The organism is Bradyrhizobium sp. SZCCHNR2028 (genome assembly GCF_032380995.1).
Taxonomy (GTDB): Bacteria; Pseudomonadota; Alphaproteobacteria; order Rhizobiales; family Xanthobacteraceae; genus Bradyrhizobium.
Genome location: NZ_JAUHJF010000016.1, coordinates 157,388 through 175,093, shown reverse-complemented (window position 1 = coordinate 175,093; position 17,706 = coordinate 157,388). Strand labels below are relative to the sequence as shown.

Below are 17,706 nucleotides of genomic sequence, written 5' to 3'. Positions count from 1 at the left end.
CCTCACGGCGGCATAAACTCCCAGCCGCCTATCAGCAGACTCGGTTTAACCGAGGACAACCTCCTGAGGCTCCACAGCTAGGACCGTAGTTTTATAAGCCAAGGTTCGAAAACCGCTTACTATTCAATGCTCTTGACTGACACCCCTTCCTCCAACGACCCGACGAGCCTCGACGAGAAGGTCCGCCGATCCGCCCACCATCTTCCGGGGTTTCTGCTTTCGGTCGTGGGCCGGAGACCTTCTTCGGAGGGACTATGGGTGTATTTCCATCTCATCGATGGCACCTGGCTCGAGGCTAAGAACGCCCACTTCTAGGCCAATATCAGATCATGATGGATGGCTCATCATGGCACGACAATCTTCGGATCGAGCGCTACGACCGCACCTTGAGTTTAGCCGGGTCGACGCTCTTCTCTTTCGACCACGCGGCCACGGTTGATCAAGAAATGTTCGAATAACCGAGTCGTGGTTGACGCAAGTTGACTCGCAATCGGAAGGACGCTTGATGCGGGTGCGCGGGCTATACGTCGCAATCAGCTCGTCGCAGTTCGGTTCTCGGTCAGAGAGCGAGCGGCGCTTCCGGGGCCGCACTTGCGGCTCTATCGAGGGCCGACAAGGGTCCTCGGAGGAGGCGCAGCCCAGGGAATTGTTTGTTTCGTCGCCCAAAATGGGATATATGGACCCTAGCTGTTCAGGTCTCGCGCCGAGGCCGCTTAAAGCTGCTGAATTGGTCTGCGCGCCGCAGATCGCCTGATCGACGGGACCCCAGCGCGCCGCTTGGGAAGTTCGAACATCCGAAACCCAATCAGACGAGGCCACTATGTGCGGCTTCTGCGACAATTGGCGTGCGCGAATTTCCGATAGACGACGCCGGCTCGAAAGCCTGAAATCGGCGCCCTCCCTGTACCCGATGGGCGCCTCCATTGACGCAGTCGGGGAGCTGCGACGGAAAATCGGCGTGTACGAAACATTGCTCGATCGGCCGCCTTGCGGGCCAGCCAGGACGTGAAAAACACGGCCTCCGCCCCTTTGGGCGGTGGCCGTTGCGCCGAGAACCTCCCAAGAACGATGAATCCAAGTCTGGGACTTATTCTGGGACTTTTGGACCGGAAATCCCGGATTGTTCGGGTTTTTGTTCCATTTTTGCGCTCGGTCGAGAAGCCGGAGATGGACTAAAATTCCTTTAGCTTCAATTGAGTTACGGGACCAATTTCGCTCTCAAGCCGAAGCCGAGCCCGATATCTGGAATACTAGACGCAGCTGATGCCCCAGGCCCGATGAAGACGCAAACCTCGACCCGCCTGCTATTGGGTTGCGGGTTTTTGAGATTTCGGCGCCATGCGACTCTAGGCCTTACTACTCTGGTGTGTCTATCTTCGCCCTTTGCGCGGCGGGTTTTGGCGATAGCGCTCGTCTTGTCGGAGCCGACTGGAATATCGGAGGCGAGATGGTGGCGTGATCGTCGTCTCGGCCTTTGAACCGCCAACCGTCGTTGCCGGTCTCGACGATGTCGCAGTGATGGGTCAGCCGGCCAAGCAGCGCGGTTATCATCTTGGCGTCGCCGAACACGCTGAGCCATTCGCCGAAAGCAAGATTGGTGGTGATAATTACGGAGGCGTGCTCGTAGAGCGTCCGAGAAAGGGAGCAGCGTCAAGCCGAGACCTACTTACTGCTAATTGGCTCGTCGACCGACGTTGTGCGCCGCCCCTCAGAATTCGACCACCGATTGACCACCGCTACAGGGTGAACGAACGTGGAAGCTCGTGAGGCGACGCCACGAAAAACGTCAATGTTCTCCGAGACCTTCGAGCAAGCAGGCCCGCTCATAACGGTCTGGTTGCAGGTTCGAGTCCTGCCGGGCCCACCAGCGATCTCAATGAACGGCTTGTGTGATTTTGCCATTGCGGGCTCGGCGCACCAGATACGTCCACTTTTCGTTCGTGCGGAAACACTGCCAAGTTCGGCGTCCGATGGCTCACAACGGCGACGTGCTGCCGTGGAGCTGGAAGCCGGCCGATCATGTCAAGATCTGAGGCCATGTGCAGCGGCCGGACGCTTACATCGGGCGTCTCTTCGCCTTCTTATTCGACATGATCGTCTCCTCTGTTCGATACTACACGGCTGCACATGAGCGGTCGACAACATAGCATTGGTCCGGCTTCCGTCGTGATCTCGCGGTGATGACATCTGGTGGTCCATCCGGGAGTCCGTGCTCAGCCCCGCCTGCCAAGCGGGCGCACATGTCCTCGTCAGGATCGCGGGGCAACACAGACACAATAGCGCGCTCGACGTCTCAATCGAGTTGTCATCGCCGGCAAGATAGCGTGCTCTCCGCATCCGCTTCGATCCACCAAACGTCTCTCCGCCGATCAGCGGAAACTCAGCCAATCTTCTGTCGCCGCACTGTCTGCGAGACGGCGCTCGCCAGAGCCGCGAGCGCCGTCGGGTTGTTCATATTCTGCTCAGCCGCGGGCTCGTCGCTCCGTGCGTCGCAGAAACATCGCGCGGCGAATCCACCCGCATCGCCACGCCCTTGGGAATCGGGGAGGTCTTCACTACAACCATTCTCGCCCGAAATCGAACACCCCACCCTTTGCAGATCAATTACTTAGCTCGCCAAAAAATCGCAAAATCCCTATTTTCAAGCGCGAATCCGCGAACTCGGGCTAGCAGTTCGCAGCGCAAGTTGCTCGCGATGAATCGCATAGCGAAGCTGGACGACGCTGCGAGCGCGCGCCTCTCGCCCGCTCTGCCAAATCTTCGTTGTTCATCGCCGGCCGCGGCCGCCGCCCAGGCCGGGAGGACTGCCGCCGCCAAGGCCGGGAGGACCCCCGCCGCCAAGACCGGGAGGACCGCCGCCTCCAAGGCCGGGAGGACCGCCACCGCCAAGGCCGGGAGGACCGCCACCGCCAAGGCCGGGAGGACCGCCGCCGCCAAGGCCGGGAGGACCGCCACCGCCCAGCCCGGGAGGACCGCCGCCTGGCACAGTAGCGCCGCCCGGGACGTCCGAGCCGCCGGGCGTCGCGCCCGGAGTTTGCTCGGATCTCGTACCTTGGATCGAGTCACCCGGAAATTTGTTGACGGACTGGATGGATTCAACCCGCAAGCCACGGGAACTGTCAAAGGTGGCGTTCACGACCACGCGGGCATTACCTGAGGATGCGAAGCGACTATTGTCATGCGCGACATAGCCCGAGCCGAATTGCAGATAGCTGCCGACGCGGCGGACATAGCCTTCGATCGACAGACGGTTCGCGCCGAAGAAATCAGAGAGGTCGTCAGCCCTTATGCGCGAGATCTGCATCACGCCTTGCGTAACGCGGCCCTCAGCCTGAACACGTTGTCCGACGAGTGCGGCATCGGCGCCGTTGAGTCGCAACCCGCCTATTCGCAGGCCGCCGCGATCGCGTTCGAGTGGTCCGGAAACCCGCGTTGTCGCGTTAAGGCGTTGCTCGACCAGGCTTGAGACGATCACGCCGTCGATGCGGCGCACCCCGAAGACCGCGACATTGGCGCCCGGACGGCGCCAGCTTTCGTGGCCGGCCGCTATGATCCGCTGGCCCAGCACGGTCATCTCGCCGTCCCTGACGCTTTCGATAGGCCCCATCACCTCGCTGACCACGTTGACGCCGCGGGTGATCAGCGAACCGTTCGCCTGCGGCAGCGCCAGCACACGGGCCAGATGTCCGATCTTGAGCGCCTTCGCCGATACCGGTTCGCCATCGATCCGCACCGGGACGTTCGGCGCATAGCTGATGCGTTGGCCGTTGACGAAAATGCTGCCGAAACGCTGAATGACGCCAACAATGCCGGTGCCGCCGATGCCCTGATCGTGGCCACGCGTGATACCGGTGCCGCCGATACCCTGATCGCTGCCGCGGCGCACCTGCGCCCAGGCGGAGGACGATCCGGCAAGCCAGAGTCCCATAAGCAACGAGCGGCGCGAGATGACGGGCTGCTTGGTCATGACGAGCCGCCTTCGTCAGCATCACCATTCGCCGCGTCGTCCGGACCTTCGCTGTAAATGTAGATGCCGAAATTCCAGCGGTGGTCGCCGCCCTTGTCCCTGGCGAGCGCGCGGTTTGCTTCCCGGTTGGCGATCTTCAGGGCGTCCATGGCCAGTTCGCGCGAACGCCCTTCGAGACGTTTTGCGAGCTTGGCCGAAAGGCCGTCATAGTGCACCGCGCGTTCGAGGAAACGGGGTGCTGGCCCGGATACGTTTTCGGCGGCTGCCGCGATATGATCATGCAGGTTACGGCCGAGATAGTGCCATTTGCGCTCGTCATCGCCGCGCGGAACGAAGCCAGTATCCACCAACACGATCTCTTCATCGCCGTTGATGGTCACGAGCTCGCGGTCCAGCCATTCATCCAGCACTGCGCGCGGGCGGACATCCTTCGTGATCGAACTGACGAGCTGCTCGAACGAGGGCGCATCGCCACTGGCCATGCGCGGCAAGGGCAGCGGATCGCCGTTCGCGTCCGTGAACTCCGGAGCGGCGAGCCAGCGTGCCATGATCGCGCTGGTCAGCGACAGAGTGGCAGGCGTTTCATTGACCGGCGCACCGGCGCCGCGCAGCCGCGCAACCTCCTTGCGGTGAATTCCGGTGAGCAGACTCACGCGGCTGTCGGTCTGCTCCTTTCCCTCCAGGGCAAAGTCGTGCTCGGCAACATTGACGAAGAGTTCTCGCAACAGCTGAGCCAGCTCAGGAAATGTCATTCCGCCGCGGATGCATAGCCGCACCAGCGGGCGCAGCAGGCGCGCCAAGGGCGCGCGCAGGCTCGCCGCCGCAATCGGCTGATGCGAAGCCGACTTCGATCTCCGGGATTTGGCGTTCATGGCGAAATTGTAGCGGCGAGCCCCGTGGGATACAATCCCACTTTTTCGTCGAGACCAATTGACGTGTGAAATTTTCCCACATATACAGAGAGCGCTCAGTCATGGAGAGTTCGGCCATGCTCGCTCCCTCTCGGCGCCTCTCGGTGCTTCACATCTTCAATGACTGCTATCCAGACCTGTTCGGCGGAGCCCCGTCGGTGATCCGCGACATATGCGCAGGACTGAAAGACGCGTTCACCGCCTGCGTGCTGGTCTGCTCCAAGTCGAACGGGCAACGGCGCATCGTCGTGAATGGCGTAACGATCGAGCGCGTGCGCTCGTTCGGCGATGTAGGTTCGCTTCCGGCCGCGCCGACTTATCCGCTGCGGTTGTGGCGCCAGGTCGCCGATCACGATCTGCTCGCGCTTCATGCACCGTTTTCGCTCGCCGATCTCATGCTCGCCCTGGGGTTGGGCCGCGATCGACCTTTGGTCGTGCACTACCATGCGGACATCGTTTCGCATGCCGGACTGAGGTGGTTTATGAAGCCGCTGTTGCGCCGGACGCTGCGGCAGGCGGACGCAATCATCGTGTCCAATGCCATTCTGCTGTACAGCAGCCCGCTGCTGCAGGAATTCGCTGAGAAATGTCACGTCGTTCCGTTCGGCGTCGATGCCTCGAAGTACGATTGGCCGGAGCCGCGCGACAATGACGCTGCCGAACGCGATCGTGGACGGCTCGTGCTGGCTTGCGGGCAACTCGTCCCCTACAAGGGCTTCGATGTGCTGGTGCGAGCGGCGGTCGGTCACCGCTTTGAGGTCTGGATCATCGGCGAGGGTCCAGACCGGGCGCGGCTTGAACGAATGATTCATAGCCTCGGCGTCGCGGATCGCGTCCGCCTGCTCGGCTCCGCGCCGAAGGCCAAACTCGCCAGTCTCATGTGTACAGCGGACGTCTTTGTCCTGCCGTCCGTGACCAATGCGGAAACGTTTGGCATCGCTCAACTGGAAGCGATGGCGGCGGGACGGCCGATCATCAATACATGGCTTGACACAGCCGTTCCACGCGTGGCGCGCGACGGCATCGAGGCCATCACCGTTCCACCCGGCAATCATGTTCGGTTGGCGGAAGCAATCGAGATATTGCTCCGCGATCCAGAGCGGCGCTGGCGCATGGGCCATGCCGCCCGGCTTCGCGCAACGACGCAATATTCCGTCGACGCCTTCGGGAAAGGAATCGAAACTGTCTATCGCCATGCCGTGATGACCAAGGCATCAAGCCGGTCGACCCTGGCTTCACGCCCCGGAACAATCGGAACGGGTCCGGAAAATCGACATTGCTGAGACTGATTGTGCTGAAACTCGTCGCGCAGGCTCAGCTCGCGATCACGATCCGTGAATAGTCAGGAAGGAGCTACTTATGTACTCGCAAAGCATACCTCTCGTAGAGAATGCGTGGGACGGGCCTGCGCGCGATCCAAACGCCCGATTCGATCCGCGGATTGGAAAGCCCATGAAACCGCCTGGCCGTTCTCCTCGCCCCTCCGGCCTCAAGGACGACAATATCGCGAGCGACCGGCCGTCGATTGGCAGGCGAACACTCCACACCCTTGCCCGGCTCGTTATTGCAGTTCTCATCGGTATCGGCGCCACCCTTGCCTGGCAGTCCTACGGTAACGCAGCAAGGGACAAGGTGGTGGCCCGGGCTCCATCGCTGGGCTGGTTGTTATCCGTCTCGACGACGAAGTCGCCAGCCATTGCTGCAACTGTCCCGGACCCGATGCAGCAGCTTGAGCCCCTGGCGTTCAATCTCGATGTCGTGCGGCGCAGCGTCGAGCAACTCGCCGGCAAGCAAGAGCAGATGGCCCAGAGCATTGCGACGCTGCAAGCTGTCGCAGACGACATCAGACAGAGAATGTCGACAACCCCGCCTTCGTCGCTGTCCCAGCAGCTAGCGGCCCCGATCCCGCAGCATAAACCCTCGCAACCCAGGGCGCAGTCATCGGCTGTGCAGTCGTCAGTGCCTCGTCCGCTGCCCTCTGCCGGACCACCCCTGCTCCCGCGCTGATGGCCCAGATTGCCGGCGAGCTTTTTATCGATGGGACGTAGACGCGCGCGGCACGACGGTGCGTAAGCTGCGCCTCAAGTCACGTATCGTGAATTTGTCGATACCCGCTTCCTTGATCACGCGATTGACCATCGTGTTGAAGTCGGACATTTGGCGTCCGGACTTCATAAGCCTGCGAAACTGCTGGAGAATCGACGTTCAACGGCAGCCCCACGGCCTACTACCTTCCGCCTATGAGAGCCTGGCAGAGCTGATGCTGTAATCGCTCCCGATGCTTGCAGCGCGACTGCACATCTGGGGCTTGGCGCGCACGTGCCACAACAAAGAAATATGCGGAGGGAACTGATGAATTTCACGAGCAGGAGATTCTTGGCTGGCATCTCGACGGTTGCCTTCCTCGTTGCCGGCACGCTTGGCGTCCGCGCCAACGACTCGGCGCTGAAGGCCGCCGGCGAGCCCGGGGCCTGGGCGATGGCGGGCCATGATTACGGCAACACCCGGTTCAGCCCGCTCAAGGAGATCAACACCGAGAACGCCGGCAAGCTGTCGCTGGTCTATTCGTTCTCGCTGGCCTCGCTACGCTCGAACGAGGCCTCGCCGATCGTGATCGGCAACACGCTCTACGTCTCGACGTCGTGGGGGCCGAAATACGTCTATGCGCTTGATGCCGCGACCGGCGCGCGCAAATGGACCTATGAGCCGGACATTCCGGACGATACGCTGCAATATGCCTGCTGCGACGTGAACAGCCGCGGCATCTCCTATGCCGACGGCAAGCTGTTCGTCGGCCGGCTCGACGGCAAGCTGACCGCGCTCGATGCCGCCACCGGCAAGGAGCTCTGGACGTCCAAGGTGGTCGACTACAAGCAGGGCTCGGTGATCACCTCGCCGCCGCTGGTCGTGCGCGACAAGGTCATCACCGGCTTCGGCGGCGGCGAGTACGGCGTGCGCGGCTCGCTGCAGGCCTACGACATCAACTCCGGCAAAATGGTCTGGCAGACCTATACCGTGCCTGCGCCCGGCGAGCCCGGCAGCGAGACCTGGAAGGGCGACACCGGCCTGCATGGCGGCGGCGCGGCCTGGCTGGTCGGCTCCTACGATCCGAAGAGCGACACGGTCTATTGGGGCACCAGCAACCCCGGTCCTTGGAACACCGCTGTGCGCTCGACCGGCAATGGCGATTTCGGCAAGCTGACCAATCTGTATACGGCGTCCACGCTGGCGCTCGATCCGAACACCGGCAAGATCAAGTGGCACATCCAGACGACGCCTGCCGATGCCTGGGACTATGACGGCGTCAACGAGGCTATTCTCGCCGATCTCAAGGTTGGCGGTGCGGCTGTCCCGACGCTGATGAAGGCCGATCGCAATGGTTTCTTCTTCGTGGCCAACCGCGAGACCGGCAAGGTGATCTCGGCCGAGAAGTACGTCTTCGCCAACTGGGCGCAGAAATGGGACACCTCGACGTTGCGCGCGGTCGAGGATCCGGACAAGCGGCCGGGCCCTGGACATCCCGTCAAGGACGTCTGCCCGAACCTGATCGGCGGCAAGAACTGGCAGCCGATGTCGTACAATCCGGACACCGGGCTGGTCTACATCCCGGCGAACAATGTCTGCATGGACTGGTCGGTCAGCGACGTCTCCTACAAGCGCGGTGTGTTCTATCTCGGTGCGGAATTTCCGACCAAGGAAGGCCCCGGCGGCTTCCTCGGTGAGCTCATCGCCTGGGATCCCGTGAACAACAAGAAGGTCTGGTCGATTCAGGAAGACCTTCCGTTCAACGGCGGCACGCTGAGCACCGCCGGCGGCTTGGTGTTCTCCGGCAATCTTCACGGCGACTTCCGCGCCATCGACGCCAAGACCGGCAAGATCCTGTGGAAGCGCAATCTCGGCTCCGGCATCGGCGCCGGTCCAGTGACCTACTCCGTCGACGGCAAGCAGTACGTAGCTGTCGTCGTCGGCCGCACCGCCTCGATCCCGGCGTTCCTGGGCGAGATCGGCAAGAAGATGACGAACGCTGCTCCCGAGGGCGGCGCCCTGTTCGTGTTCGCGGTCCAATAGCCGCAACGCTCGCGACGGATGCGCGTGGCCCCGGCCGCGGGGACACGCGCAGCGTTCCGCCAATCCGCATCAAGCGGACGAAGACGGCCCGGCCGCGAGACCGAGCCGTACAAACAGATAAACAAGACCCGAGGGATCGAGGATGCGCCTGAATCGCCGTCAGACTGGCTCAAAGTGGCGGGCCGCCGCCGAACTGTCAGCACGTGCGACGACTCTCGTCGCCTTGATGGCCTCTACCCTGTTGGCATCGTCGGCGGCGGGCCTGGCCAACGAGGCGGAGCCGCTGCGGCTCTGTGCGGATCCGACCAATCTTCCATTCTCGAGCGACAATCCGACGCAGCCGGGATTCTACCTCGAGGTCGGCCAGGCGCTGTCACAGCAGCTCGGACGGCCCGTGACGTATGACTGGTACAAATCCTATTTCGGCAAGCGAACCGTGCGCGTGACGCTGCTCGGCAAGCAGTGCGACGCGATGATCGGCCTGCCGCTGTCCTCGGATTTCATGGGACCGACGGTGATCTTCTCGAAGAAGATTGCGACCGAGACCTACGCGCTTGTCAGCCGCGGAACGCTCGTCGTCCACAGCATCGACGACCTCCGAGGCAAGCGCGTCGCCGTGCAATACCAGACCACGCCGCAAGATCTGCTGGCCGAGCGCGACGACATCGAGAAGGTGACGGTGCTGACGCCGAACGAAGGCTTGGCGGCGCTGGCACAGGGCAAGGCCGACGTCGCCTTCGTCTGGGGACCGGTTGCAGGCTGGCTTAACAAGACGACCTACCAGAGCAGCTTCCGGATCCAGCCGGTCGAGGGCGACGGTCTGTCCTGGGATGCCGCAATCGGCCTTGCCAAGAGCTCCACGCAATTGCGCGATCAGATCGACGCCGCCCTGCCGCAGCTCGCATCGCGGATCGCCGAGCTGGCGGTCAAATACGGACTGCCAAGCGAGCCGTCGATCAGGCTCGGCGCCGTGCCGCGCCCGATCAAGCTGGCGTCGACGACTGACCCTGCTCAGCTTCTCCGCCAGCCGGTCGCCGAGGCGGCCGTGATCAGGGTTTCGGACGCGGCTGCTGCGAGCGATTCCAAGACCGAGGCGGTCAGCGCCGGCAAGGAGATCTTCAACGGCACCTGCGCACATTGTCATGGACCGGACGCCGTGCAGGCGGAACGGAAGATCGACCTGCGGCGGCTGCAGACCCGTTATGGCGAGGATATGCGCGACAAGTTTTGGACCACCGTGCATGAAGGCCGTCCGTCCAAGGGCATGCCGGCCTGGAAGGAAGTCTTTACCGACGAGCAGTTCGAGAGCATCTATGCGTTCCTACGGACCGTGCAGTCGTCCGAAACGGCCAATTGAAGGAGGCGGACACCGGCCGCTCGATCTGCCGGATCACCCGGCGCGTACAGAGGGCAAGTGAGGGGGCGGACATGACGCGCTTTCTGATCATCGACGATCATCCGCTGTTTCGCGAAGCCCTCGGCAATGCGGTGCGTCTGGCGCATCCTGACGCCGAGATCTTCGAGGCGCTGTCGATTGCCGATGCGCTCAACACCCTCGCGCTAGAACCCGACATCGACCTGGCGCTGCTCGACCTGACGCTGCCCGATGCCGTGGGCTTCTCGGGCTTCCTGCGGCTTCGTGCCACGCATCCCCGGCTTCCGGTCGCGATCGTCTCGAGTGATGAAGACCTCAACGTCGTGCGCGAGGCGCTTTCGCTCGGCGCCGCCGGCTATCTGCCGAAGTCGACCTCGAAGCGTGAGCTGACGTCCGCGATTGAGCGCGTGCTCAGCGGCTCGATCTCGGTCCCGAAGGACTTCGTGCCAGTGGCCGAGCGCCACGGCAACGGCTCCGCCCGCGCGCTGCAGGCGCGCCTCGAGGAGCTGACCCCGCAACAGCTTCGCGTCCTCGACCTGATCAGGCGTGGCTATCAGAACCGGGAAATCGCGGGCGAGCTTCAGCTCGCGGAGTCGACCGTCAAGGCGCACATCACGGAGATCCTGAGAAAACTCCGCCTGTTCAGCCGCAACAAGGCCGTTATCGAGATCGGCAAGATCGCGCTGCCCGTTCCGGCCGACCGCCAGGGATCGCGCAACGCCTCGCGCAGAAAGCACCCGTAGCGCTATTGCTGCGCTGCAGGAGGTCACGGCCGCCGCAGGCGTCGCACCGTTGATGGCGTCTTGGTCGTTGATTGAGGCCGACCGACGCGCTATCGCTGGTGCTCCGGCCCTGACGTTCTTTCGAAGACGCAGCGCGCGCACTGGTTTGAATGTCAGATCCGCGACAATGAACAAACCGGATCTCCGATCCGGCCGGGGGGTGACAGGCACGTGGCTCGATTGCTCATCGTCGAGGACCATCCGCTGTTTCGCGAGGCGCTGGAGAGCGCGATCCGCGCCGCTCTGGCTGATGCCGAGATGCGCGAGGCAACATCCATCGACATGGCCGTCGATCTTCTGTCATCGCCTCCGAGATTCGACCTGATCCTGCTCGACCTCTCAACACCCGGAACGACCGGGCTCTCCGGCGTGATCCGCATCCGCAAGACCGCGCCGCGCACACCGATCCTGGTGGTTTCCGCGCATCAGGACCCGCGCCTCGTCGCCCATGTTCTCGCGCTGGGTGTCTCCGGCTATATCTCGAAATCAACCTCGAAGCAGCAACTGGCCGACGCGATCAAGGCGGTGCTGCGCGGCGAAGTCCACATTGAAGGTGGCTCCCTCTGCGCCGGCGTGCGCCGTGGCCGACTTCCCGCTCAAGATCTCCTGAAGCGTCTTCACGAGCTGACGCCGCAGCAGCTGCGCGTGCTCGACCTGATCCGCCGCGGACTGCAGAACAAGCAGATCGCCTTCGAGCTCGGGATCTGCGAGACGACGGTGAAGGTCCACGTCTCTGAAATCCTGCGAAAGCTCCGCGTGATGAGCCGGACCAAGGCCATCATCGAGATGGAAAAGATCGACTTCGTGAACCTCATCAGCGGGCCGCGCATGCCGGCGCGGGCGAGCGGCGTTGACGCGCTCATGACAGCAGGAACGACAACAGCGCGCGAAGCTCCGCAGGCCTGACCGGCTTGGTCAGGATCTCGAGCCCGTATTGGCTCGCTTCCCTGGCTGCATCTTCGGAATAGTCAGCGGTGACGATCATGGCCGCAACATCTCGGCTGAGGAATTGCCGGATGTCCCGGATGGCGGCAAGCCCGCTCTCGTCGCCATCCAGGTGAAGATCCGCGATGATCGCCTCGGGGGCCGCCCCGAGCGCACTCAGGCGCTGCAGCGCGTCCTTCGACGAGACCGTGGCCACGACGTCGCAGCCCCATTTCTCCAGCAGACCGACCATGGCATCGGCGGTGGCCAGGTCGTTTTCGATCAACAGGATCTTGGCGCCTTCGAGCCCGCCATAATCGTGCTCGACGTGCTCAGCAGGATGCGGATCCGGCGGTACGGCTGCCGGGTCTGCCCGGTCGAGCGCGAGCTTGAATGTGGATCCATGGCCAACCCGCGAAGCCAGCCTGACCTCATGGTCCAATGCATTGGCGAAGCGACGGACGATCGACAGGCCGAGCCCAAAGCCGGCCTGGTCCTCGGCGCTCGAATGACCGCGCTGGAATTCGAGGAAGATCGCTTCCTGCTGCGGCTTGGGAATGCCAGGGCCGGTATCGTAGACCTCGATGCGAACCCGGCCTGCCCCCGGTCCGCGCCGGCATCCCATGACGACGCCGCCTCGCCGCGTGTAGCGCAGAGCGTTCGCGAGGAGATTCTGCAAGATGCGCCGCAGCATCATAGCATCCGAGACCACCGCGACCGAGCAGGGACAAATGCGCAAGGACAACCCGCGTTTGGCCGCGATCGGGGCGAATTCGCGTTCGAGCGGCTCGAACAGGCTCGAGATCAGAACGGGCCTCACGTCGGGCCGCAGGGCTCCGGCATCGAGCTTGGCAATCTCCAGCAGGGATCGCAGCAGATCTTCCAGCATGGCCAGCGAATGGTCGACCTGGCCGACCATGGCTGTGCCACGATCGGACGAGACTTCGTCCGCCAAGGTCGACAGCGTCAGCCGCGCCGCGTTGAGTGGCTGAAGCAGATCATGCGTGACGGAGATGAGAACCGAGGATTTCAGGGAGCTGGCCGCTTCGGCCTGCTGCTTGGCCCGAAACAGGTCCTTGTTGGCCGTTTCGATCGAACGCAGCGCATCGCGCAGCTGCTGCGTCCGCTCGCGCACCTGCTGATCGAGTGCGATCGCCGTTTCGAACAGTGAGAACGCATTGAACTGCTGGTCCATCGAGCGCTCGACCCGGGACATCAGTGCGGCATTGATCTTCCTGAGCTTGGCCGCCTCGCGCTGCAGGTCTTCCGGAGACCCGACGACAGTCATTGCTGCGCCCCTGGACGCTTGCCGATCGCGACGCCGGTCAACGTCTGATTGACGTGCATTGAACCGTACTGCTCACCATAGGTATGGAACCCGACGATCCGGTTATCGCGATAGAGCTCGGACATTTCCCGCGCGAACTGATGCTGCTCAGCGTCGAGACGACGGAGGATGCACTCGAAACCGATGAAGATCGAGACCTCGCCGATGTCGTCTCGAACCTCGGCCAGCATCTCGCGGGCGGCGGCCACGGAGTTGCGCGACCTTGCCGCCGTCAGCACCATTCCTTCGTCGATCGCGCAGAAGAACCGCAGCGAGCCGTCAGGGCTGACGCGCTGAATCGAGCGCGCGAAATAGGAGCCGCCGACGCGCACCAGCACCGGATGGGCTGCAAACAGGAATGGGTCGAGCTCGGAATCCGCGATGCCCACCGCGCGGCAATATTCCTCCGCCGCCGGCTCGGCATTGAGCTGCTTGACGATACGCTGTTCGAGATCGGCCTCCGTCACCACCATCTTGGTCGAGGTCGGCTCGAAATTGTCACATTTGAACAGCCGGAACGGCAATGACGTCCTGATCAGGATCAGCACCGCCATGTCCGTATGCGCTTTGCCGTCGTGAAAGACCCAGGTGCGCTCGAAGCGCAGACCATCGCCGGCCGACCCGCCGACCAAGGGGATATTGTCGAGCGACGCATAGATCGCCGACATGATCGCCTCTTCGCGCTGGCACATGCCGTCGATCAGGACGAGCCCGAACACGCCGTCATCGTCGCGACCGCCGTGCCGCGACAGATCCTGCCTCAACTGGACGCCAAGGCGGCGGCCCTCGTCGACGCGGAAGCCCGACAGCCCGAAGATGGGCTGTGCGAATACCGTGAAATCATCGGCGGCAAAGCCGAGAGCGACGACGCTGTTGTCGTCCCAGCCATCGGGCGACAGCTCTCCAGCCGTCGTACAACCATACACGGGGATGTCTGCGAGACGGGTCGTCACTTCCGCCATGAACGCGTTTGGGTCGTAGTGGGGCGACAGGAAGATCAGCACCATGGCCAAGCCGTCAGCCGGCAACTGGCCGCAGATGTCGGCCGCCGCGGCGGCCTCCGTCGCAGCCTTCGACTTCGCCGCAATCACGCCAGACGGACGCGCGGGCCGAGGATCGGCGTCTCCCACCGGGCACCTCCCAGAACGACACTTGGGTTTCGTGTTGGTGATCGTTCGTTTTTTTAGAAGATTAAGCCAATTGAGCAGCAACGGCAACTGCGCGGCTTGATCCAGAACAAGGACTTGGGCCGGGCTGTCGTCAGATCATCTGCACCGATCTGCTCACCGGCCTGGCCGCGGGGCTGGCCCGCGCCCGCTCCGGATCAAAAGGGAAGGATTCGCATGCTCCGCCGCATCGCTCTTGTCGTTGTTCTCGCAAGTCTGGCGTCGAGCGCCCAGGCGCTGGATGGAGATCCCGTCGCTGGGAAGGGCATCTTCCAGCGCATCTGCCAGAATTGCCACTCTGCCGAGATAGGCATCAACAAGGTCGGCCCGAGCCTCTGGAACATCGTCGGACGGCAACCGGCGGCTGTACCGGACTACGCCTACTCCGAGGGCATGAAAAAAAACAACGCGCCTTGGACCACGACCGCGCTGGATGCCTATATCGCCGATCCGCGCGGGGACGTTCACGGCGTCAAGATGTATTTCAAGGGATTGGCGGACGCGAAGGAGCGGGCCGACGTCGTCGCCTATCTGTCGACGCTGAAATAGCGCAGCCGGGGAAGCTTACGCTACCGCAAGGCCTCCTTGCGTTAACTGCACTCGTCACAGAATCTGTACTCTGCTCTCCACGTCGACCCGCAAAAGGCGGCTGTTGCGGGGGCAACACTCTCACGTTTTCCTGCTTCCCGCGTCAGAACGCGGTTCGCCAGACTGCGGCCACTGGTATGCGATCGATCCCTGTCCGCCGACTGCTTCCGGATTAATATCTCAGGCCGGCACAACGGCGTCGCCGCCGATGGCACGGTCATTGTCGGCACCGACATCAATCCATCCGGCAACACCGAGACGATCATGCGCTGCAAGTGGCGGAAGGTCGTTATCTGACGGGGGAGTTTGACTGACACTCCCTCAGTTAGACTGGGCGGGACTTCCCAATAGCGAAGCTCAGCCGCTTGTGTGCAGGATGGCTCTACGGCCCAGGCAAGCCTCCAGCCGGTATCTTCTTGAGGACTCAGGGTTTGCCAGCTCTCGGAAAATGCATTGTGTACCAATGATGGCTTCCGGACAACACGAGGTGGCCCCCTGATTGCCAAGTGATCTTAAGGTTCTCTAGGGAATCGAACCCCTGTTTCAGCCTAGAGAGGATGTTGCCCCCGACGGGCCGCACCAGAAACGATCCGAACAAACCGCAACGAACTCAATCGAAATCGAACGAGAACGCAGCAAAATCAACGAAGCCGATCGATACCTTGCCGCTCATCCCACGCGGCGCACTGCGCCCAGGTCGTGCATCGATCATGTCCCTCTGAATGAGGAGAGCGCGCGAGGAAGGCCGGACCTCGGCTGAGGCCCGGATCGGGATCTGCGATGGCGCCGCGGAACGCAGGGACACTCAACAATGAGCCGGGCCTGCTTTGTCCTTCAGGATCTCGCGGGCCGCGATCGCGATACGCCGGCACAGAGCCAACGCGGTCTCCCTGTCCTTCACATGGAAGATCTCGTCGCTGATCAGGCGGTCGGCGAGCCAGGCGCAGAAGGCCTGCTCGCTGTCCGCCGTGAACGTGCCGTCCTCATAGACGAATCCACTGAGGGGCCCCTCGATCACGTAATCCGTCTCATCGGCATGTTGCGAGGACCGCGCGCATTGCGCCCAGACGCGGCCTTCCTCGTCGACGACGGCCAGCACGCCGTCATCGCGCTGTTCGACTTTCATTCCTACCTCCGCAGCGCGTGAACAAAGGCGAGCCTTCTCCACGTCATTGCGAGCGCAGCGACGCAATCCAGAGTCTTTCCGTAGAGGCAGTCTGGATTGCTTCGTCGCTGACACTCCTCGCAATGGCGGAGGAGAGGTGATGCGCTCTCTGTCCGCCCCGAGCCTGCCGCCTGCTCCCGGTCCGCGTGCCGCACGATACGGCCGCCGCCGGATCGCTAGCCCGGTCGCGGACAGTTGATCTCCTTGTAGACGGCGTCGGCGAACGCCTTGATGCCGGTGTTGATGCGCAAGGGCGAGGTCAGCGTCTGATAGGTGACGATGCCGCGCGTGATCGACAGCACCTTGTAGCTCTCGGCGATCTTCGTCTTGTAGCACTTGCCGACCTGGATGGCGTCCTCTGTCAATGGCATACTGTCTCCCGTCGCATTGGCGTCCCGGACCTCACATCAAGAATCACGCCAGCGGCACGGCAGCTCGCGCCGCGGCCGGGACCGGCGGCCCGCGATCGACGGCCTTGAGCGCGTCGAGACATGCCAACAGCGCCTGCTGACCGTCGGCAACCGCCTCCTCGGCGTTAGCGCCGATGCCGATGACCCCGGGAATGTCGGGGAAGGTGACGAGAAAGCCGCCGCCATCCTCGGCGCCGAGCGCCGTGACCTCATAGGCATAGACACGGGAATCGCTCATCGCGCCGCCTCCTCCATTCCGTCGATCATCGCCACGAAGGCCCGGACATGCGGCGGCCTGATCCTCGCCTTCAGCGGGATCGTCACGCAATTCGGGACCGCGGGATGCAGGAACACCTCGTGGGTGCCGGTGATCTTGCGAAACTTGATCGCGTATTGCGAGGCGATGATCTCGAAATCGACCGGCTTCCAGTCGCCGCCCGGACTAGCCCGCAGCGCATCGATGCGGCCCGACTGCGTCCGGCCCTGTCGGCTTTCCGACGCGTCGCCGGGCGTCGCTACGCCGTTGTCCCTCGCGGCGTCGTCCATTGTCGCGCCGCGCCCCTCGGGAATTACCAGTTGCAGGAAAGCCGCGATGAAGTCACCGACCGTGTCGCTGCGATGCGCCAGGCGCCAGTTCTGCGACAGCACGAGGCTGGCGCCGCTCGCTGCATTGTGGCGCGCAACGAGTTCATCCATCATGGTCAGGACCCTGACGACGCTTAGATTGTAGGGCTCCTGGGTGAACTTCCGCGCGAGGTCGACGCGCTCCCGCCTGAGGCTCGCGTTCTCGATGAGCCAATCGATAATCGTGGCAGCCCAGAACTCCCGGGCATTGCGCGGCTCAGACATGGACCGTTCTCCAGGCACGCGATCTCGACTAGCAAGCCGCGCGAGCGCGCGAACCGACCGACCGAGATCACAATCCGACGGCATCGCCGCACCGCATGCGCGTCGGACGTTCAACCGCTCGCGGAGATCGATACAAGACTTATGCCATGGGAAAGCAGGACATCAGGGGCCATC

At 62.9% G+C, this 17,706-nt stretch carries 15 protein-coding genes and 1 pseudogene; 7 read left to right on the top strand and 9 right to left on the bottom strand.

Features of this window, described 5'->3' with window-relative positions; translation table 11 throughout:
• Positions 1-1,356: 1,356 nt before the first annotated feature.
• The 3 genes and pseudogenes from QX121_RS31680 to QX121_RS23585 form a co-directional block, all read right to left on the bottom strand.
• Positions 1,357-1,629, bottom strand: a pseudogene (locus QX121_RS31680) (ATP-binding protein); the annotation flags it as partial.
• 1,138 nt (positions 1,630-2,767) lie between these two features.
• Positions 2,768-3,967: a hypothetical protein gene (locus tag QX121_RS23590; protein ID WP_315778450.1), complete on the bottom strand. Its 1,200-nt coding sequence runs from the start codon at positions 3,965-3,967 to the stop codon at positions 2,768-2,770.
• Positions 3,964-4,839, bottom strand: coding sequence for a DUF6502 family protein (locus QX121_RS23585; protein WP_315714183.1), 876 nt, complete (start codon positions 4,837-4,839; stop codon positions 3,964-3,966). Before QX121_RS23585 ends, QX121_RS23590 begins: the two co-directional genes overlap by 4 nt.
• A gap of 116 nt (positions 4,840-4,955) precedes the next feature.
• On the opposite strand from QX121_RS23585, the gene QX121_RS23580 reads away from it, so the two are divergent.
• From QX121_RS23580 to QX121_RS23555, 6 genes are all read left to right on the top strand, one after another.
• Positions 4,956-6,161, top strand: a complete 1,206-nt coding sequence (locus QX121_RS23580) for a glycosyltransferase (RefSeq protein ID WP_315813167.1) — start codon at positions 4,956-4,958, stop codon at positions 6,159-6,161.
• A 169-nt stretch (positions 6,162-6,330) separates the two neighbouring features.
• Positions 6,331-6,885: a hypothetical protein gene (locus QX121_RS23575; protein ID WP_315798232.1), complete on the top strand. Its 555-nt coding sequence runs from the start codon at positions 6,331-6,333 to the stop codon at positions 6,883-6,885.
• 369 nt (positions 6,886-7,254) lie between these two features.
• Positions 7,255-8,946, top strand: a complete 1,692-nt coding sequence (locus tag QX121_RS23570; RefSeq protein ID WP_409999366.1) for a PQQ-dependent methanol/ethanol family dehydrogenase — start codon at positions 7,255-7,257, stop codon at positions 8,944-8,946.
• Positions 8,947-9,172: 226 nt separating this feature from the next.
• The gene (locus QX121_RS23565) at positions 9,173-10,303 is read left to right on the top strand and encodes a c-type cytochrome (RefSeq protein ID WP_315813165.1); all 1,131 of its coding nucleotides are present in this window, start codon (positions 9,173-9,175) and stop codon (positions 10,301-10,303) included.
• Positions 10,304-10,374: 71 nt separating this feature from the next.
• Complete coding sequence (locus tag QX121_RS23560; RefSeq protein ID WP_315755223.1) at positions 10,375-11,064, top strand: response regulator transcription factor; 690 nt, start codon at positions 10,375-10,377, stop codon at positions 11,062-11,064.
• 210 nt (positions 11,065-11,274) lie between these two features.
• On the top strand, positions 11,275-12,009 hold the full coding sequence (locus tag QX121_RS23555; RefSeq protein ID WP_315813164.1) for a response regulator transcription factor: 735 nt from the start codon (positions 11,275-11,277) through the stop codon (positions 12,007-12,009).
• On the opposite strand, the gene QX121_RS23550 is transcribed toward QX121_RS23555, so the two are convergent.
• Positions 11,963-13,315, bottom strand: a complete 1,353-nt coding sequence (locus tag QX121_RS23550; RefSeq protein WP_315798227.1) for an ATP-binding protein — start codon at positions 13,313-13,315, stop codon at positions 11,963-11,965. The genes QX121_RS23555 and QX121_RS23550 overlap by 47 nt on opposite strands.
• Positions 13,312-14,484, bottom strand: coding sequence for an FIST N-terminal domain-containing protein (locus tag QX121_RS23545; RefSeq protein WP_315785564.1), 1,173 nt, complete (start codon positions 14,482-14,484; stop codon positions 13,312-13,314). Before QX121_RS23545 ends, QX121_RS23550 begins: the two co-directional genes overlap by 4 nt.
• A 213-nt stretch (positions 14,485-14,697) precedes the next feature.
• On the opposite strand from QX121_RS23545, the gene QX121_RS23540 reads away from it, so the two are divergent.
• On the top strand, positions 14,698-15,069 hold the full coding sequence (locus tag QX121_RS23540) for a c-type cytochrome (protein WP_315785562.1): 372 nt from the start codon (positions 14,698-14,700) through the stop codon (positions 15,067-15,069).
• A gap of 844 nt (positions 15,070-15,913) precedes the next feature.
• Here the strand turns inward: QX121_RS23540 and QX121_RS23535 are convergent.
• From QX121_RS23535 to QX121_RS23520, 4 genes are all read right to left on the bottom strand, one after another.
• On the bottom strand, positions 15,914-16,234 hold the full coding sequence (locus QX121_RS23535) for a hypothetical protein (RefSeq protein WP_315813163.1): 321 nt from the start codon (positions 16,232-16,234) through the stop codon (positions 15,914-15,916).
• 215 nt (positions 16,235-16,449) lie between these two features.
• On the bottom strand, positions 16,450-16,644 hold the full coding sequence (locus QX121_RS23530) for a hypothetical protein (protein ID WP_315813162.1): 195 nt from the start codon (positions 16,642-16,644) through the stop codon (positions 16,450-16,452).
• Between the two features lie 43 nt (positions 16,645-16,687).
• Complete coding sequence (locus QX121_RS23525) at positions 16,688-16,921, bottom strand: type II toxin-antitoxin system HicB family antitoxin (RefSeq protein WP_315798225.1); 234 nt, start codon at positions 16,919-16,921, stop codon at positions 16,688-16,690.
• Positions 16,918-17,532, bottom strand: a complete 615-nt coding sequence (locus tag QX121_RS23520; protein ID WP_315813161.1) for a hypothetical protein — start codon at positions 17,530-17,532, stop codon at positions 16,918-16,920. The genes QX121_RS23525 and QX121_RS23520 overlap by 4 nt, the downstream gene beginning before the upstream one ends.
• Positions 17,533-17,706: the final 174 nt, after the last annotated feature.

Excerpts from the sequence above, each read along its gene's own strand:
- QX121_RS23525 (WP_315798225.1), bottom strand. The coding sequence starts at position 16,921 with ATGAGCGATTCCCGTGTCTATGCCTATGAGGTCACGGCGCTCGGCGCC.
- QX121_RS23540 (WP_315785562.1), top strand. The coding sequence starts at position 14,698 with ATGCTCCGCCGCATCGCTCTTGTCGTTGTTCTCGCAAGTCTGGCGTCG.
- QX121_RS23565 (WP_315813165.1), top strand. The coding sequence starts at position 9,173 with ATGGCCTCTACCCTGTTGGCATCGTCGGCGGCGGGCCTGGCCAACGAG.
- QX121_RS23575 (WP_315798232.1), top strand. The coding sequence starts at position 6,331 with ATGAAACCGCCTGGCCGTTCTCCTCGCCCCTCCGGCCTCAAGGACGAC.
- QX121_RS23560 (WP_315755223.1), top strand. The coding sequence starts at position 10,375 with ATGACGCGCTTTCTGATCATCGACGATCATCCGCTGTTTCGCGAAGCC.
- QX121_RS23585 (WP_315714183.1), bottom strand. The coding sequence starts at position 4,839 with ATGAACGCCAAATCCCGGAGATCGAAGTCGGCTTCGCATCAGCCGATT.
- QX121_RS23530 (WP_315813162.1), bottom strand. The coding sequence starts at position 16,644 with ATGCCATTGACAGAGGACGCCATCCAGGTCGGCAAGTGCTACAAGACG.
- QX121_RS23520 (WP_315813161.1), bottom strand. The coding sequence starts at position 17,532 with ATGTCTGAGCCGCGCAATGCCCGGGAGTTCTGGGCTGCCACGATTATC.
- QX121_RS23580 (WP_315813167.1), top strand. The coding sequence starts at position 4,956 with ATGCTCGCTCCCTCTCGGCGCCTCTCGGTGCTTCACATCTTCAATGAC.
- QX121_RS23590 (WP_315778450.1), bottom strand. The coding sequence starts at position 3,967 with ATGACCAAGCAGCCCGTCATCTCGCGCCGCTCGTTGCTTATGGGACTC.
- QX121_RS23550 (WP_315798227.1), bottom strand. The coding sequence starts at position 13,315 with ATGACTGTCGTCGGGTCTCCGGAAGACCTGCAGCGCGAGGCGGCCAAG.
- QX121_RS23535 (WP_315813163.1), bottom strand. The coding sequence starts at position 16,234 with ATGAAAGTCGAACAGCGCGATGACGGCGTGCTGGCCGTCGTCGACGAG.